This is a genomic window from Dysgonomonas sp. BGC7 (genome assembly GCF_001261735.1).
Taxonomy (GTDB): domain Bacteria; phylum Bacteroidota; class Bacteroidia; order Bacteroidales; family Dysgonomonadaceae; genus Dysgonomonas.
Genome location: NZ_CVRP01000006.1, coordinates 78,523 through 96,141 on the forward strand (window position 1 = coordinate 78,523; position 17,619 = coordinate 96,141).

Genomic DNA, 17,619 nt, shown 5'->3' on the forward strand with positions numbered 1-17,619 from the left:
AGTTAAAATAAAAAACGATAAAATGAAAGATTTTTTTAAGAGTTTGTTAGCTTCCATTCTGGGATGTTTTATTGTTCTGGGATTGTTTTTTCTTATAATATTTGTCTCTATAGCAGCTATGTCTTTTAGTTCTTTAAGCTCTACAGATACGTATACATTGAAAGATAATACAGTATTAACACTTAAGCTCGAAGGAGAGTTGTTGGATAGGGTAGAGGAAGAAAATCCTTTTCTGGCTCTTTTGGGACAAGCATCCGATTCGCAATTGGGATTGGACGACATTCTGTTGTCTATAAAGAGAGCTAAAGAAAATGATAAAATAAAAGGTATTTATATAAATGCGGGGATGTTTCAGGCATCGAGTGCATCGCTTAAAGAAATAAGAGATCAGCTTTTGGATTTTAAAGAGAGCGGTAAATTTATAGTTGCATACGGTGATGTTTACACACAAGGATGTTATTATCTTTCTTCTTTAGCCGATAAAATTATTATGAACCCGCAAGGTAACCTCGATCTGCATGGTTATGCCGCTAATCCTATGTTTTATAAGGGGTTGCTCGAAAAGGTAGGTATAGAAGTACAGATATTTAAGGTAGGTACTTTCAAATCGGCTGTAGAACCTTTCATTCTCGACAAGATGAGTGATGCTAATAGGGAACAGGTATCTTCATATTTAGGTGATATGTGGTCTACTCTTACTTCTGATATTTCAGCTTCAAGAAATATTTCAGTCGAAAAATTGAATCAATTCACCGATTCGCTGGTTACATTCAAAAAAGCAGAGCAAACTATACAGTATGGTCTTACCGATACTTTGATGTACGAAACAGGAGTGAAGGAATATCTGAAAACATTGCTCAAAGTAGATGATGTAAAAGATGTACGTCTGGCATCAATAAAAAATATATCTTCTGTTCCATCTCTTAAAGAGAGTAATTCGGGTGATGTTATAGCTGTTTTGTATGCAGAAGGAAGTATTACCGATGGTTCAGGTAAAGATGGCATTACCAGCAAAAGATATATGAAAGAAATAGAGAAATTGAAAGATAATGATAAGGTAAAAGCTGTTGTTTTTCGTGTAAATTCTCCCGGAGGTAGTGCATATGCTTCCGAGCAGATATGGAAAGCCATTAGCGACCTGAAAGAGAAAAAACCTGTTGTAGTATCTATGGGAGACTATGCTGCATCGGGCGGTTATTATATTTCCTGTAATGCGTCTAAGATAATAGCGCAACCTAATACTCTTACAGGATCGATAGGTATATTCGGTATGTTTCCTAATGCAGAGGGTCTTACTAAGAAGATAGGAGTATCGTTCGACGTTGTGAAAACAAATAAATATTCAGACTTTGGCGATCTCACCCGCCCTATGAGAGAAGATGAAAAAGTGATACTTCAAAATTATATAGAACGTGGATACGATTTGTTTCTTACCCGTTGTTCCGATGGTCGTGGCATTGCTAAAGATTCTTTAGATAATATTGCACAAGGTCGTGTATGGACAGGAAAACAAGCTCTCGAAATAGGTTTGGTAGATGCTTTAGGTAGTATAGATACTGCAATAGAAGAAGCTGCTAAATTGGCTAAACTGGAAGATTATTCTTTGAGTTCTTTTCCTAAAAAGACAGACTTTTTTGAAAGTTTCTTATCTAACCAGAAAGAAGAACTTACTACAAAAGCTATGAAAGAATATCTTGGTAGCGATTATCAGTTCTTTAAAACTTTGAAAGAAATAAAAGATCAGGATTTTGTACAGGCTCGTATGCCTTACGATGTAGTTGTAAGATAATTTATGATAAAAACGAAGCCTGTACATATCAATAAATGGTTACTTCCTTTTTCTTGGTTGTACGGGCTTGTTGTATATATACGTAACAAGTTTTTCGATTTAGGGATTTTAAAACATGAAGAGTTTGATGTTCCTGTAATCTGTATTGGTAATATTACGGTAGGAGGTACCGGAAAAACGCCGCATACCGAATATCTGATCAGTATTCTGCAAAAAAAATATAGGGTAGGGGTGCTCAGTAGAGGATATAAGAGAAAATCGTCAGGTTTTGTGCTTGCTACTTCACAGTCTACAAGTAACGATTTGGGAGACGAATCGTTGCAAATAAAACGTAAATTTCCGCAAACAATAGTTGCTGTGGATGGAAACAGAAGAAGAGGAATCAGGCGTATGCTGGCACTCGATGATGCTCCTGAAATCATATTGCTCGACGATGCCTTTCAGCATAGGTATGTAAAGCCATCTTACACAATTATTTTATCGGACTTTAATCGTCCTGTATACGAAGATAGCCTTTTGCCTGCCGGGCGTTTGCGTGAACCTGCTTCGGCTCTTAAAAATGCAAATATGATAGTAATTACCAAATGTACGGATGATTTGCAACCCATCGACTTTAGGATAATATCGCATGATATAAATGCATTTCCTTATCAGGAATTGTATTTTACTACATTTGCTTATAAAGGGTTATACCCTGTATTTGATGGTAGCGGCGATAAACTACCTTTAGATAGTCTCGAAGATAAACATGTTCTGTTGGTTACAGGTATAGCTTCTCCAAAGATGTTGATAAAGAAACTATCTGAATATACGGATAGGATAGATACAATATCCTATCCCGATCATTATAGTTTCAAGAATAAGGATATAAAACATATTACTAACAAATTCAATAATATACCGTCCGATAATAAAATCATTTTAGTTACAGAAAAAGATGCAACACGGCTACTTTTCCGAGAAGATATAAGCGATGATATAAAAAATAGTTTATATTATCTGCCTATCGAGGTTGCATTTATGGACAAAGAAGACAATTTTAAAGAAAAAATATATAAACATGTTAGAGAAAATTCAAGAAACCGCAACATTTATAAGAAATAAAGTGAATGTGGTTCCTGATATTGCAATAATTCTTGGTACAGGACTTGGCGAATTGGTACACGAAATAAGCAGCAAAACAGAAATTCCTTACGAATCAATTCCTAATTTCCCGGTTTCTACAGTAGAAGGGCATAGTGGAAAACTTATTTTGGGAAAGCTCGGGGATAAGGATGTTATTGCTATGCAAGGCCGTTTCCACTATTACGAAGGATATATGATGCAGGAAGTTACATTTCCTATTCGTGTATTTCAGGCTTTGGGAATCAGTTATTTGTTTGTTTCTAATGCAGCAGGAGGAATGAATGGTAGCTTCGATATAGGAGATATTATGCTTATCGACGATCATATCAATCTTTTCCCTGAGCATCCTCTGCGTGGCAAAAATCATAAGGAGTTGGGAACTCGTTTTCCGGATATGAGCAATGCTTATGACAAGGAGCTTCGTATAATGGCAATGCAAATAGCTAAAGAAAGTAATATAAAACTTCAGCACGGGGTATACGTAGGTACACAAGGACCTACTTTCGAAACGCCTGCCGAATACAATTGGTTTCGTATTATCGGGGGCGATGCTGTGGGTATGTCTACAGTTCCTGAAGTTATAGTAGCCAATCATGCCCGGATGAAGGTGCTGGCATTCTCTATAATCACCGATATAGGCATTATCGGCAAAATAGTAGAGGTGACACACGAAGATGTCCAGGAAGCCGCCAAAATAGCTCAACCCAAAATGGCATATATTATGCAAGAGGTAATAAAACGAATATCTTAAAGGGTAATATTTATAAAGTAAAAAAGCACTGATATGTATTTTATCAGTGCTTTTTCTATTTTAAACGAGGGAATTATCTTTTATTGATAACTTTGTGTTCATTAATAATTATTCCTTCCTCTGTAATGCCTTGAATAATGACAGTGTATTCAGCCTTACTATCAGAAGTAAAAAAACTTAAAGAAGCATTACCTTCATTAGTAGTATTAATGTTTGGTTGCCAAAATAAAGTAGGCCTGTAATCTACATGAGTACTTTCTCTTTCTTCTTTTGTTTCGTATTTTGGAGAATAAAATTCTTTTGGAACTGTGTATCCTAAAGGTTTTATTTCTTTTGTATTATATCTGATTCTTTCAATACTTGAAAAATTAAAATTACCACTTTTGGTAGTAATTGAAATAACACCTTTAGAACCTCTGCTTCCCCAAATAACAGTACTTCCTCCTTTGAAAATGTCGACCCTTTCTACATCAGGCATATTTATTATATCGAGGTCAAAGCCTTCATCAAATCCTTCTTGGTCGATTGCATCCACAATAACGCCATCAATAGCTATAGCTGCATAAGAATTTCCATATATACTCGATTGCCCTCTTATTATAACTTTATTTCCAGCAAGTCTTATTCCAGGAATTCTTCTTAATAATTCATGTATGCAAGTGGCATTTAACTCTTCTATTTTTTTACTATCGAATGAAACATCAGCCATTGCTGAATAGGTAGATTCCGGTTTATTTATTTTTGGAGCATTTACATATACTTCGCTAAGTTTTATAGTGCGTATACTACTAATATTCTGATCATGTTCTGTTACTTTTCTTTCATTGATAAAAGGCAAATCTGTAATATCAACTGTTGGGTATTCATCTTCATTTATAGAAAGTGACACCCAATCACTGCCTTTAGTATCATAGGCCTGTAAGATGAAATTGGTATTGTTTTTAAAATCTAATCCAATAAAAGAGAACTTTCCATCTTTATCTGTAAGTGTTTCATTCGCATATGTATTGTCAAATGATATTATTCTTACAGGGCTATTGGCTATGGCTTTCTTCTGGGATATATTTTTTACTGTGCCTGATATTTCTTGTCCCAATTCTATAAAACCCGATGATTCTTGTATCTTTCCCTTTATTATTTGTGGTATGTCATATCTTGTCCAACCTTGTGTCAACATAAGGTTGTCCAGTGCTTTTAATGACTTTTGTCCATCTTTTTTGAAGTAATAGGATGGTTCTTCTATATATCCTCTCAAATCTGATGTTAAAAGTATGTAGGTGAGTATATTTAAATTATTATCTACACTCGTATAATTGTTATCTGTTACCGACATCGAAAGATTTCCTTTAATGGGATTGTTATCTTTATCTTTGATTGATATATCTAATTTTACTTGCTCTCTTTCATTGTAATTTTGTTTATCTGCATTTACAGATGAGTACGCCTTGTTTTCATCATTGATACAGAATACTATTCGTTCACTTAACGGATTATAATCAGAGTCTAATAGTATTATTTTTAGAATACCTGAAGGTAGATCTTTTTTAGCAAAAGCTAATGAAGGTATATTCTTATCCCATTTTTTCATATAACTTATAATACCTCTCGAATGAATAAGAAGATACATAGGATTTTCATTGTAATTAGGCTTATTCTTTTGTCCATTTACTGCAACTATTAATTTACTTTCAGACCATTTTGCCGAAATTGATAATATATTGTCAAGTGCTTTTGGTAAGGTAAATACAGATGTATCATTCTTTTCATTTATCATTGTTGCATAATATGTTCTACCTGCTTCAGGTTTTAGAGAGAAAGAGCCAATACCTTTGAAAAGAGTTGATACATTTTTCAGAACAATGTTTCCTTCATTGTCTGAAATATATCCGGATACTTCCTCCGAAATGCCTTTCGTATTTAATGCTTTCATTCCTACTAAACAATCTGCACCATTTATTAAATATCCACCTTCGGGGAAAAAGGATACATCAAATTCTTCTTTCGGATATGGAATATTAATGTATTTATCAAAAGATATATTTTCATAGTCGAATCGTAGATGTAATATACGGCTTTTGTTATTATCTGCTATTTTGAATGATAACTCTCCAGCATTGTTTTTGCTCATATTCAATACTTTAGTATAATCATTATTAATAGATATTTGTACTTCTTTTACAGGAATTATCTCCTCATTATCAGGTCTTGTAAAGTAAAAAGAGGCGGTTATTTTATCTTTTTTAAAATTGTAGCTTATATTTTCCTTTACCTTTGAAGAAGAGTTTACGATATATATATTCTTGTTAAAGAAATAGTCATGTGGCATTTCGTACATTGTTCCGGTATAGGCACGTAAGTAATAATTCCCTTCGGGTAGGGTAGATGGTATTCCTATTTGTCCGTATGAGTCTGTTTTTCCTATTTTTATTTTTTGTCTTTTTATGATTGAACCAATCGGATTTATCATTTCCACGTAGGCAAATCGACTATTTTCGGAAGGTAAATGGACTATTGCATCAATTAAATATAGTTTGAACCATAATGTATCGCCAACAATGTAGGATGTTCGGTCGGTATGCATATATATTTTTTCTTGAGGCGATGCTTTAATTTGTTCAAGAAATTTATTCTGATATAAATTTAATGAAAGCGGATCTGAATTTTGTGTATAAGCCTTGTTGAGATTGATAAATAAACCAAGAAGGATAAGTAGGTAACAATTATACTTCATATGTTTTCATTTTAGTAGATTAGATATATATTATATTATTTATGAATAGATTAGATGTATTCATAGCAATAAATATGGTTGCGCAATATACTAAAAATATTTAAGGTTTATTTCCAAGTATATATAAAAAAAGACGACTACATTTCTGTAATCGTCTTTTCATTGAGAGCGGAAGACGGGGCTCAAACCCGCGACCCTCAGCTTGGAAGGCTAATGCTCTATCAACTGAGCTACTTCCGCAAAGTTAGTGGGCAGTGATGGATTCGAACCACCGTAAGCGTAAGCTATCTGAGTTACAGTCAGACCCATTTGGCCACTCTGGTAACTGCCCGGTTATCTTTTGCGATTGCAAAGGTAACACTTTTATTTATTCCTCCAAATTTCTACGATAAAAATCTATCATTTTTAATGCCGTTATTGCGCATTCATCCCCTTTGTTTCCATGTATGCCCCCTGCTCTTTCTTCGGCTTGTTTCATGTTGTCTGTAGTTAATAAACCGAAAATGAATGGGATATCGTATCTTATATTCATATCGGCAATACCCTGAGTGACTCCGCTACATACATAATCGAAATGTGGAGTATCTCCTCTGACTACACAGCCAAGAGCTATTACTGCATCCAATTCTTTATTTTCTACCATATGTTTCGAGCCGAAAATAAGTTCGAAGCTTCCCGGAACAAAGTCTATAATTATATTTTCCTTTTTCACACCATGCTTCAATAGTGTATCGTGTGCTCCTTGGAGTAGGGGAGTGGTTATAGTTTCGTTCCATTCCGAAACAACGATTCCTATTCTCATATTCTCTCCGCTGGGAACTGTTTCAGGATTGTAAGATGATAGGTTGTGGTATGCTGTTGCCATAATTCCTTTTTTATAGTTATTTTATTTTTTGTTTAAAGATAAGATTTATTCTTTTATATCATTTAATAAATTCTTTGCAAGGCGGCTTGCTCCGATTCTGAAATATTCGCTAGTTAAATATTCTTCGCCTAGCACTTCTTTTACTATCGTATAGTATTTGACAGCGTCTTCGGTGGTGGAAATTCCTCCAGAGGCTTTAAAACCTGTCTGACGGCCATTCTTAGAGGTGTATTCTTTTATTGCTGTACACATTACGTATGCAGCCTCTAATGTTGTCCCTTCATATACTTTGCCGGTAGATGTTTTAATGAAGTCGGCTCCCGAATATAGAGAAAGTATTGAGGCTTTCATAATATTTTCTGCCGTTTTCAATGCACTTGTTTCCAGTATTACTTTCAACTTCGCTTCGCGGCATGCATGTTTTATCTCGTCTAGTTCTTCTGTCAGTTCTTCGTAATTTTCATCGAAAAAGAATCCCAGATTGAGAACGGTATCTATCTCGTCAGCTCCACTGGCTACGGCCAGGGCTGTTTCGGCTATTTTTACTTCAGTAAATGTTTGAGACGACGGGAATCCGCCTGCTACGGATGCTATTTTAACATCAGCTGTCAGAGCTTCTTTTACGGTTTCTACAAAGTTGGGGTACACACAGATTGCTGCTACATTATTTATGTCGCTCGATCCTTCAAAATCGTTTACACCTTCTGTCAGATTCCAGATGCTTTCTCTTGTATCTGTTGCGTTAAGAGAAGTTAGGTCTATGAGCGAATATATCTTCTTATAAACTTCTTTTGTATTGTTTTCTGCAAATTTCTTGCTTATTATTTCATTTACTTTTTTGGTAATGTCCGAATCTTTCAGATTGGTCTCATATTTTTTGAGAGTATCGGTATACTTGTTTACTTCTGCCATTTTATTTTAATTTATCGTTATTTATATGCCTGTCTTTATCTCTGTTTGTTTTCTTTTCTATATTCTTTTTGAATGCCTCTGTCAGATCTATTCCTGTCTGATTGGCCAGACATATAAGTACCCATAGCACATCGGCCATTTCGTCTCCTAGATTTTTGTCTAAATCTGATTTCTTAAATGACTGATCTCCGTACGTGCGAGCCATTATACGAGCTAATTCGCCTACTTCTTCGGTGAGGATAGCCATATTGGTAAGTTCGCTGAAATAACGTACTCCTATGGTCTTTATCCAGTTGTCTACTTCTTTCTGAGCTTCTTCTATAGTCATTATTCTTTTGTTTTAGAATCTATCCATATGGTGACAGGTCCATCGTTTATTAATTCGACTTGCATGTCTGCTCCAAATTCTCCTGTTTTAACTTCTTTTTCTAACTTATCTTGTACACAAGCACATAGCTGCTCATAGAGGGGTATAGCTACTTCGGGCCTTGCTGCTTTTATGTACGATGGTCTGTTTCCTTTCTTTGTTGATGCATGAAGAGTAAACTGAGATACAATTAATATCTCGCCGTCTATTTCTGATATAGACTTATTCATTACTCCGTTTTCGTCATCAAAGATACGTAAATTAACCACTTTTCCCGACAACCATTCGATGTCATTTATATTATCGGCGTCTTCTATGCCTGCCAATATAAGTAGTCCTTTTCTTATTTTAGACTTTTCTGAGCCGTTTATGCTTACAGATGCTCTTTGCACACGTTGTATGAGTAATCGCATTTTTATTTTCTTTTGTATAGGTATATTTCGCCATACGGGTCTTGCATTTCTGTATAAGTTGCTATCATCGTATAATTTTCATTCAAATAAGGAAAATTGGTACGTGATGTAACAATGAACATAGGGCCTGAATTTTTAACTATATTTTTTTGAAATTCAGATATATCCGGGAATACTGTGTTGTCTATGGCAGGGTGGAAAAAGTATTTATAAGAAGGAACTATGTCAGCTGCCATATATATTCCTTTATCTAATTGCAGATCGAGTAGGGTAGGGTTATGTTCTTTATTTATAATTTCTGCAAATTCTTTTTGACCATAGCTGCAATTCTCTTTGCAGAAGAGTGCAGATCGCTCGTTTGCCAGTAATCCCTGATTGTAGATATTGAGAGCCAGTATGCAGATAAATGAAAGTATGTAGATGGGATAATGATTACTCTTTTTTTTCATCAAATATTTGTCTAAAAATCCGAAAATATATACCAGACCCATAATTGCAAATACATAAAGAACAATATATGCATAGAGATGGTGATCCCTGCTGTTTACAATAGGTAAATATAGAAAGACGAAAGAAAAGAATATCCCTATTTTATATTCCTTTTCTTTGATATATTTTTTTGTAAATATTAGTACTGCCAGCCCCAATAAGACTAAAGGAAAGGCAATGTAAAACCGTGATGTAAGTTTTACAAAGCGTACTGCTATATTTAATACTACATCTATAGTAATCCCTGTTGATGCGTACATGGAATTGAATGTAAAATAGGCAAAAATGAAATCTGCAAAAGCATTATTCAGCAGAAAATAGAGTAAAAAAGGGAAAGCTAATATTATAAATCCTACCATAAAATACATGAAACAAAACACAATCTGTTTGTACTTTTTTTCTGTGTATATTCGGTAACATATTGCTAGTATAAGGGGAGCCCAGAAAACACAAACGCTAAACTTCACAAAGAATGCAAATGCAAATGTGAATCCCTGTATCAGCATTATCTTATACAGCCCTTTTGGAGATTGATAATTACCATTGAAATAGGAAAGAAAATAATAGAAACTAATAGTTATAATAGGCACAATAAACTCGTCGGCAGAGCCTCCTGATCCACTTTTGCTATACAGAATAGTAGTATATAGCAGTGCTATGATAAAGGATGAGATATTGCTTAAGAATAATTTGGCAGTGCGGTATGCAAACAGTATGCTTAGAAACCAGAAGCAAGATTGTATGAGATATATACCAAGGAGTGAAGTATTAGATACCAGATAGCCGATTCCATATATGAAATAGATGAGAGGTCCTTTATGGTCGAAGAGGTCCTTGTATGGTACTTTTCCATTGAAAATACCTTTTCCTATAGAGAAATATATTTGAGGATCGCACCATTCATTAAACAGGTAATATGGAGAATTTAATGTATTGAAGAAACAAACTATAAAAGAGAATAGTAGAAAGATAAAAATAAAATAGCTGTCTTTTTTTATAGATAAAGAATTATTTGTTAGGTTATTAACCATTTTATTGTCTGCTGTTTTGAAAAAATAAGGTTGTATATTCGGTACAAATATACAACCTTAAAATATAATGCAGTTTCTTTTATATTTTTTTGGATAATATCTTTTATTCTTTTTCCATATCGTCTAGTTCTTTATGCACAGTCCTCATTCTGAAACCATAATATATTCTCATAATACCATAGCAGAAAAGTGCAAATGACATAAGATATATTATAAATCCGGCGGCGAATAATGGACTACTAATAAGGATGAATGCCAATATGAGAGTTAATATGGCAAAAGCAAGTATCCATCCCCAGCCTTTAACTCCGTTCCTTTGCAAGTCTATCGCTGTACCAATGCCCCATATAGCCTGAAACATAACCCAAAAGCCTACCATGAAGAGTATAACGGCTATTGTGCCAATCGGCATGGCTATAAGTAAGAGACCAAACAGCAGGTCTATTATACCACTGGCTAAGGTCCATCCCCAACCTTTCAGGGTATTCATATTTGATAGTGAGAATACTATTTCGAATATTCCACTAACAAGGAACCCTGCAATAAAGAATGCTCCCAAAATAGAAAGAGTTGCGCCCGGATTGCCCAAACACCATACACCTAGAATAATGGCTATAACTCCGATTATTGGCGAAATCCACCAATATTTTACAGCCTGTTTTACTGAGTAAAAAAGATCATTTTTCATAATGCGTTGTTTTTAACATTGTCATATAATATAACGCACAAAAATGAACTATTGTTCATTTATTTTTTAAATGATCCACTTATTGAGAACAGGTATTTTTTTGATGATGAGTACAACGCTCAGCGAACATAAATATACGAATAGGGCGAGTATGGGAACTGATATAATAGCCGGAAATGTCCCTGTGTTTATATTTAATAAACTGAGCAATACATTAAACAGATCGTGAACAAGATATATGCCCAGACTGCAATTGGCCAGTAATGTTATATACTTATTATTCTTCAGTTTTTGAATGCCTGTATTGCTATTTATAAAATTTTTTGCAAAAACAAAGACTGCATATGCTACTATCATTGTCAGCGGACTTATGTTTTCGAAATAATGGGTGCTTAAAGTGTGTTCGGTAACAGCTGTGTATGTTGACCATGATAACATCCATATCATTATACAGATACCGGCAGTGTATAGTGACTTCTTTTGGATAGATGTAAGGTCATATTTCGAGAAAAAATAACCTGCTATAAAATAGCCGGTGTATGAGTATAATTCATTTATTCCGAAGCTTATATGTAGGTTATAGGCGGCATCTATTTTGGGTATTACAGCTCCGAATATGAGATAGAGAATAAGGAAGTATATATAGTGTTTTTTTTCGGCATTGGCTGTAAAAACTCTTATAAGTGGTGATAAAATATAGATAGAAATTATTGCATACATAAACCATAAGTGATGCCATGGGGTACCGAATAGTATATCCAAATATATTTTTTTCCAATCATCTGAGGTTACCTCTTTGACTTGTAATAGCATGGATACAATAGGTGATAATGTTCTGTATACTATAGCCCAAAATATAAGAGCAATAATGAGTCTGGGTAATGTTTTGGTATATAGTTTTTTAAATGTAAGGTTGTATTTGGGATCAAGAATTATTATACCACTCAGCATAAAAAAAACAGGAATACACCACCTGAACATCGTCATAAAAGTATTTAGTACATACCATTCTGATGTACCTATTGTAGAGTACCATCTGACTCCGCATATATGTATTATAAGAACAGCATATATTGTGAATGTTCTTAAGATATCAGCATATAATATTCTCTCGTTACTTTTATTTTCGATTCTTATTTCTGCCATTTTGTAAAAAATAGGGGTGTCTTTATGTAAAGATATTATTAGTTACTTTTATCTTCAAAATATTTTTTCAATAAAAGAGTTTTGTGTTTACCTACTATTTTTTCCAGCTCTTGTTGAGATGCGGCTTTTATTCTTTTTACGCTTCTAAACTCTTTGAGTAATAATCTTTTAGTTTCGTCACCAATACCTTTTATATTGTCTAGTTCCGATTTTACCTGACTTTTGCTTCTTTGGTTTCTATGAAAAGTAATACCAAATCTGTGAGCTTCATCTCGCAGATGCTGGAGAACTTTCAGAGATTCAGAATTTTTGTCGAGGTATAACGGTATTGAATCTTCAGGGTAGTAAATTTCTTCCAGCCGCTTGGCTATACCTACAATGGCAACTTTGCCGTATATGCCCAATGACTTGAGCGATTCGCATGCTGAACTTAATTGCCCTTTTCCTCCGTCTATCACAATCAGTTGGGGTAGGGGAGAGCCTTCTTCCAAGAGTCGGTGATAACGTCTGTATACTACTTCACGCATAGTCGAAAAATCGTCCGGACCTTCTACTGTTTTCACATTGAAGTGGCGATAGTCTTTTTTCGATGGTTTTCCCATTTTGAATACTACGCATGCCGATACAGGATTAGTTCCTTGTATATTCGAATTGTCAAAACACTCTATCTGTACAGGTAATTCTTTGATATTCAGATCTTTCTGTATTTCTTTTAGTATTCTTATGTTTCTTTGCTCGGGATTCAGACTTTCTGCTTTTTTTAATTTGTCTATTTTATACTGTCTTACATTTTGTGTGGATAGAAGCAAAAGCTTTTTTTTATCTCCTCGCTGAGGAATTACGTATTCTACACCCTCGAGAGCCAGATCGGGATAGAAAGGTACTACAATTTCTTTTGCTTTCGACCCGAAACGTTCTCTCATCTCTACTATACCCATGCCGAGAAGATCTTCTTTACTTTCTTCTATACGCTTTCTATATTCAAAGGTATATACTTGTATTATAGCTCCATTATGAACATTCAGATAATTTATAAATGCTGAGTTTTCATCTTCATCGTAACTGTATACATCGATATTGTAATTTATATTGCTTACAACAGTCGATTTGTTTTTGAAGTTTTCAATCAGCAGATATTTATTCTTAAGCTCGTTCGCCAATTCAAACTCTTGTTTTTCCGCCATTTCTAACATTTGATTATAAATACGGTCACTCACAAGATTTGTATTTCCTTTTAGAATTTCTTTTATAGATTCTATGTCCTTATTATAGTCTTCGTATTTTTGTAAACCTACACAAGGAGCAAGACATCTTTTGATATGATATTCCAGGCACACCTTATATTTTCCTTCTGCTATTTTCTCCGGAGTCAGATTTAACGAGCATGTACGGATAGGATATAATTTATGTATAAATTCGAGAAGAACTTTTACACTTGGTACATTAGAGTAGGGACCAAAATATTGTGATCCGTTTTTTATAATTTGTCGTGTTAATTCTACTCTTGGATAAAACTCATTTCTTATAGCAATAGAAGGATAAGACTTGTCGTCTTTTAACAATACATTATATCGCGGTTGAAATTCTTTTATAAGATTATTTTCAAGAAGGAGAGTGTCTGCCTCAGTATCTACTATAATGTATCTGATGTCTTTTATCTTACTTACTAATATCCGTGTTTTGGGACTGTCGTGATTTTTTGTAAAATAAGAAGAAACTCTTTTTTTCAGATTCTTTGCTTTACCAACATATATAATTATACCCTTGTCATCATAATATTGATAACATCCCGGCTTTTCAGGAATATTTCTGATGATATTTTTTAGATAATCATTCATATACTGATGGCTTTTTGTTAATAAAATAGTCTGTGTTAAGAGCGTTTAAATTCTTTATAATTCTCTATGCTTTTAAATAGAGAATGTTATAAGAGATTTTATATCTACGTCGGCAGGAAATACTTCTCTTCCTCTCAATTCTTCTAGCTCTATGATAAAGTTAATGTATATCTTCTTAACTCCCATCTTCTTTACAAGTTTATATGCTGCAAGCATTGTGCCGCCTGTTGCAAGTAAATCGTCATGTATAAGAACTACATCATTCTCTCCGAGAGAATCTTTATGTATTTGTATTTTGTCTACACCGTATTCTTTTTCATACTCTTCCTCGTAGACTTCTGCCGGAAGTTTGCCCGGTTTTCTAATTGGGACAAATCCTGCACCAAGTTCTAATGCCATTATGGGTCCCATGATAAATCCTCTTGATTCTATGCCTACTACTTTTGTTATTCCAAGATCTTTGTATTCGTCCAAAAGTGTATCAGTGAGCATAGATAAAGACTCCTTTGTGTTGAAGAGTGGGGTGACATCTTTAAACTGAATTCCTGGGATAGGGAAGTCCGGAATGTTTCTTACTGTTTTTCTTAACTCTGCTAATTTTTCCTCCGATGTTAGTTCTTTCATGTTCATTAAAGTTGATTGTTCCACGTGGAACAAATCCGATTTATACTTGTTTTTATTTTGTGTTCCACGTGGAACAATTTCGTTTATCGTCCTAAAAGTACTAATAATACTGATATGTCGTTTGGTGAAATGCCTGGAATTCTACTTGCTTGGGCTATTGTTTCAGGATCTATTTTCGATAGTTTTTCTCTGGCCTCGGTGGAAAGGGATAATATCTCTTTGTAATTAAACTTCCCCTTTATCTTTATTGTTTCCAGTCTGGAAATCTTGTCGGCTATAAGTTGCTCTCTTTTTATATATCCGTCGTACTTTATTTTTATTTCGGTAGCCTCTATTATTTCTTCTTTTCTGTTTGGTATTTTGTCCAATTCGCTTTTTAGGGCAGGGATGAATTCCGAAATATTCTCTATTGTTATTTGTGGACGTGTTATAATATCCTTAAGTTTTACTTTTTGTTTTAGAGGAGTTGTACCTAAAGATGTGAGTCCTTCATTAATGTATTCCGGTTTGATAGAGTAGGAGGCTGTGAAATCTATGAGTCTTTCTATTTCCTCTCTCTTCTGGTTTAGCAGGTCTATTCGTTCCTGTTTTGCCAAGTTGATATCGAACCCTTTTTCGGTTAGTCTCATGTCTGCATCATCCTGGCGAAGAAGGATTCTGTATTCTGCTCTCGATGTAAACATCCTGTATGGTTCGTCTACTCCTTTTGTAACAAGATCGTCTATCAACACACCTATATATGCTTCATCTCTTTTCAGAATAAATTCATTTTCGCCATGTGCATTTATATGTGCATTTATTCCTGCGATAAGTCCTTGTCCTCCGGCTTCTTCGTATCCGGTAGTTCCGTTTATTTGTCCGGCAAAAAATAGATTTTTTATCAGCTTTGTTTCCAACGTATGCTTCAACTGTCTTGGATCGAAGAAGTCATATTCTATAGCATAGCCCGGTCTATATATATGTATATTTCGAAATGCCGGAATTTTTTGTAATGCCTCAATCTGTATATGTAGTGGGAGAGAAGAAGAAAATCCATTCAAGTAATATTCCTGAGTGTTTACTCCTTCGGGTTCTAAGAATAATTGATGAGCAATCTTATCGGCAAAAGTCACTATTTTAGTTTCTATGCTCGGACAGTATCTTGGTCCTATACTTTTTATCTGACCGTTATATAGTGGAGAATCATCCAATCCATCGCGCAATGTATTATGCACATCTTCGTTGGTATAAGTGATCCAGCAGCTGAGTTGTTTCAAAGTGCGTGCAGGATAGTCGAGGTATGAAAACTTGTGGAAGTCATCATCTCCTTTTTGCTCTTCCATAAGGCTGAAGTCTACGCTTCTTCCATCTATTCGGGCAGGCGTTCCGGTTTTCATCCTGTCGGTTGTAAATCCAAACTCTCTTAGTTGTTCGGTTATTCCCGATGATGCCGGTTCCGATACCCGACCTCCTCCTAATTGAGTTTTCCCGATATGCATCAATCCATTAAGGAAAGTACCATTGGTGAGAACTACCGATTTGGCAGAAAAGGTCACTTCCATCGCAGTTTTTACTCCCACTACAGTGTTGTTTTCTATTACCAGTGATTTAACAGTGTCTTGCCAAATGAATAGATTTTCTGTGTTCTCTATTATTTCTCTCCACTTAAGAATGAATTGAGCTCTGTCGCTCTGAACTCGTGGACTCCACATTGCAGGGCCTTTCGACTTATTGAGCATTCGAAATTGTATGGCTGTTTTATCGGATACAATTCCCATTTGTCCGCCCAAGGCATCTATTTCTCTTACTATTTGTCCTTTTGCTATTCCTCCTACGGCAGGGTTGCAGCTCATTTGGGCAATTTTGTTCATGTCCATTGTTATGAGCAGAGTTTTAGATCCCATGTTGGCCGCAGCTGTAGCCGCTTCGCAGCCGGCATGACCCGCACCGACGACAATTACATCATATTTGAAGTTCATCTTATTTTATAAAAGCTAGCTGTAAAAATTTATTTCCGGCTACAAAGGTAATACTTTTATACAGTAAATTTTTATTGCCGTAATCGCTGTAAAAATTATTAACACTGTAGATTAAATATTATTGGCATTTTTTATCGCCTTACTTACTTTTTCTTTGTCCGTTTGTAGTATTACGAACTCTTCTTCTTCACAAAATGCCGGAGCCATATATGTCATTTTGCTTCTTACCGGACTTCTGAACGATCCGTGAAATTCTTTCAGGCCTGTTGAGTTTACGAGATCTCTTACATTATCTTCCGTAATGCCTCCACCAGGCATAATGATGATTCTGTCTGCTGCTTTTTCTATAAGTTGCTTTATGATCTCTTTTCCAGCAAGAGCTGTTTTTTTACCTCCCGAAGTTAGTATTCGATTGCAACCTATTTCTATTATATCTTCGAGTGCTTTATATAGATTGGAAGATCTGTCGAAAGCCCGATGAAATGTTACTTCCATCTTGTATTGATGTGCTATTTTTACAAGTTCCTGATTCCTTATTTTATCGATAGAACCGTCAGGATTCAAGATACCGAAAACTACTCCGTTACACTTAGCCTGTCCACAATAATGAATGTCTTGTTTCATTGTCTCAAACTCGAGGTCAGAGTACAGAAAATCACCTTCCCTCGGTCTTATTAATGTATTAGTCTGTATATCAGATAGTTGTTTGGATTTTGTGATTTGTGATGGAGAAGGAGTTGTTCCTCCTTGCGCCAGATTATCGCAAAGCTCTATTCTGAATGCTCCACCCTGTTGAGCTTCTACCGCAGATTGTACCGAACCGGCGCATACTTCTACTAATATCATATATGTAAATTGTTGATATATAGATTATTAATATCTATTCGAGAGA

The 17,619-nt window shown here is 34.9% G+C and carries 15 protein-coding genes and 2 tRNA genes; 3 read left to right on the forward strand and 14 right to left on the reverse strand.

Features of this window, described 5'->3' with window-relative positions; all coding sequences use genetic code 11:
• The first annotated feature begins 22 nt into the window (after positions 1-22).
• The 3 genes from sppA to BGC7_RS04135 are packed head-to-tail and all read left to right on the forward strand — an operon-like array spanning position 23 to position 3,665.
• Complete coding sequence (gene sppA, locus BGC7_RS04125) at positions 23-1,789, forward strand: signal peptide peptidase SppA (protein WP_050700298.1); 1,767 nt, start codon at positions 23-25, stop codon at positions 1,787-1,789.
• A 3-nt stretch (positions 1,790-1,792) separates the two neighbouring features.
• A complete protein-coding gene (gene lpxK / locus BGC7_RS04130) occupies positions 1,793-2,893 on the forward strand; it encodes a tetraacyldisaccharide 4'-kinase (protein ID WP_050700299.1) in 1,101 nt (366 codons plus the stop codon).
• Entirely contained in the window at positions 2,850-3,665 is an 816-nt protein-coding gene (locus tag BGC7_RS04135; RefSeq protein ID WP_050700300.1) for a purine-nucleoside phosphorylase, read from the forward strand. The genes lpxK and BGC7_RS04135 overlap by 44 nt, the downstream gene beginning before the upstream one ends.
• A gap of 73 nt (positions 3,666-3,738) precedes the next feature.
• On the opposite strand, the gene BGC7_RS04140 is transcribed toward BGC7_RS04135, so the two are convergent.
• The 14 genes from BGC7_RS04140 to BGC7_RS04205 form a co-directional block, all read right to left on the reverse strand.
• Complete coding sequence (locus tag BGC7_RS04140) at positions 3,739-6,396, reverse strand: TonB-dependent receptor plug domain-containing protein (protein ID WP_050700301.1); 2,658 nt, start codon at positions 6,394-6,396, stop codon at positions 3,739-3,741.
• 167 nt (positions 6,397-6,563) lie between these two features.
• Positions 6,564-6,636 (reverse strand) — tRNA-Gly (locus BGC7_RS04145).
• Positions 6,637-6,644: 8 nt separating this feature from the next.
• Positions 6,645-6,727, reverse strand: a tRNA-Tyr gene (locus BGC7_RS04150).
• 36 nt (positions 6,728-6,763) lie between these two features.
• Positions 6,764-7,261, reverse strand: a complete 498-nt coding sequence (ribH, locus tag BGC7_RS04155; protein WP_050700302.1) for a 6,7-dimethyl-8-ribityllumazine synthase — start codon at positions 7,259-7,261, stop codon at positions 6,764-6,766.
• A gap of 45 nt (positions 7,262-7,306) precedes the next feature.
• Positions 7,307-8,173: a deoxyribose-phosphate aldolase gene (gene deoC / locus BGC7_RS04160; protein ID WP_050700303.1), complete on the reverse strand. Its 867-nt coding sequence runs from the start codon at positions 8,171-8,173 to the stop codon at positions 7,307-7,309.
• 1 nt (position 8,174) lies between these two features.
• Positions 8,175-8,501 (reverse strand): nucleotide pyrophosphohydrolase, encoded by a 327-nt coding sequence (locus tag BGC7_RS04165; protein WP_050700304.1) that lies wholly within the window; start codon positions 8,499-8,501, stop codon positions 8,175-8,177.
• A complete protein-coding gene (gene dtd, locus BGC7_RS04170; protein WP_050700305.1) occupies positions 8,501-8,953 on the reverse strand; it encodes a D-aminoacyl-tRNA deacylase in 453 nt (150 codons plus the stop codon). Before dtd ends, BGC7_RS04165 begins: the two co-directional genes overlap by 1 nt.
• A gap of 2 nt (positions 8,954-8,955) precedes the next feature.
• On the reverse strand, positions 8,956-10,473 hold the full coding sequence (locus BGC7_RS04175; RefSeq protein WP_050700306.1) for an ArnT family glycosyltransferase: 1,518 nt from the start codon (positions 10,471-10,473) through the stop codon (positions 8,956-8,958).
• 103 nt (positions 10,474-10,576) lie between these two features.
• Positions 10,577-11,161 carry an HdeD family acid-resistance protein gene (locus BGC7_RS04180; protein WP_050700307.1) on the reverse strand — a complete coding sequence of 195 codons (585 nt, stop codon included), beginning with the start codon at positions 11,159-11,161 and terminating at the stop codon, positions 10,577-10,579.
• A gap of 66 nt (positions 11,162-11,227) precedes the next feature.
• Positions 11,228-12,307 carry an acyltransferase gene (locus tag BGC7_RS04185; protein WP_050700308.1) on the reverse strand — a complete coding sequence of 360 codons (1,080 nt, stop codon included), beginning with the start codon at positions 12,305-12,307 and terminating at the stop codon, positions 11,228-11,230.
• 38 nt (positions 12,308-12,345) lie between these two features.
• On the reverse strand, positions 12,346-14,145 hold the full coding sequence (gene uvrC / locus BGC7_RS04190; RefSeq protein WP_050700309.1) for an excinuclease ABC subunit UvrC: 1,800 nt from the start codon (positions 14,143-14,145) through the stop codon (positions 12,346-12,348).
• 72 nt (positions 14,146-14,217) lie between these two features.
• The gene (locus BGC7_RS04195; RefSeq protein WP_369799070.1) at positions 14,218-14,769 is read right to left on the reverse strand and encodes an adenine phosphoribosyltransferase; all 552 of its coding nucleotides are present in this window, start codon (positions 14,767-14,769) and stop codon (positions 14,218-14,220) included.
• Positions 14,770-14,852: 83 nt separating this feature from the next.
• On the reverse strand, positions 14,853-16,727 hold the full coding sequence (gene mnmG, locus BGC7_RS04200) for a tRNA uridine-5-carboxymethylaminomethyl(34) synthesis enzyme MnmG (protein ID WP_050700311.1): 1,875 nt from the start codon (positions 16,725-16,727) through the stop codon (positions 14,853-14,855).
• Between the two features lie 111 nt (positions 16,728-16,838).
• Entirely contained in the window at positions 16,839-17,573 is a 735-nt protein-coding gene (locus BGC7_RS04205) for a copper homeostasis protein CutC (protein ID WP_050700312.1), read from the reverse strand.
• Positions 17,574-17,619: the final 46 nt, after the last annotated feature.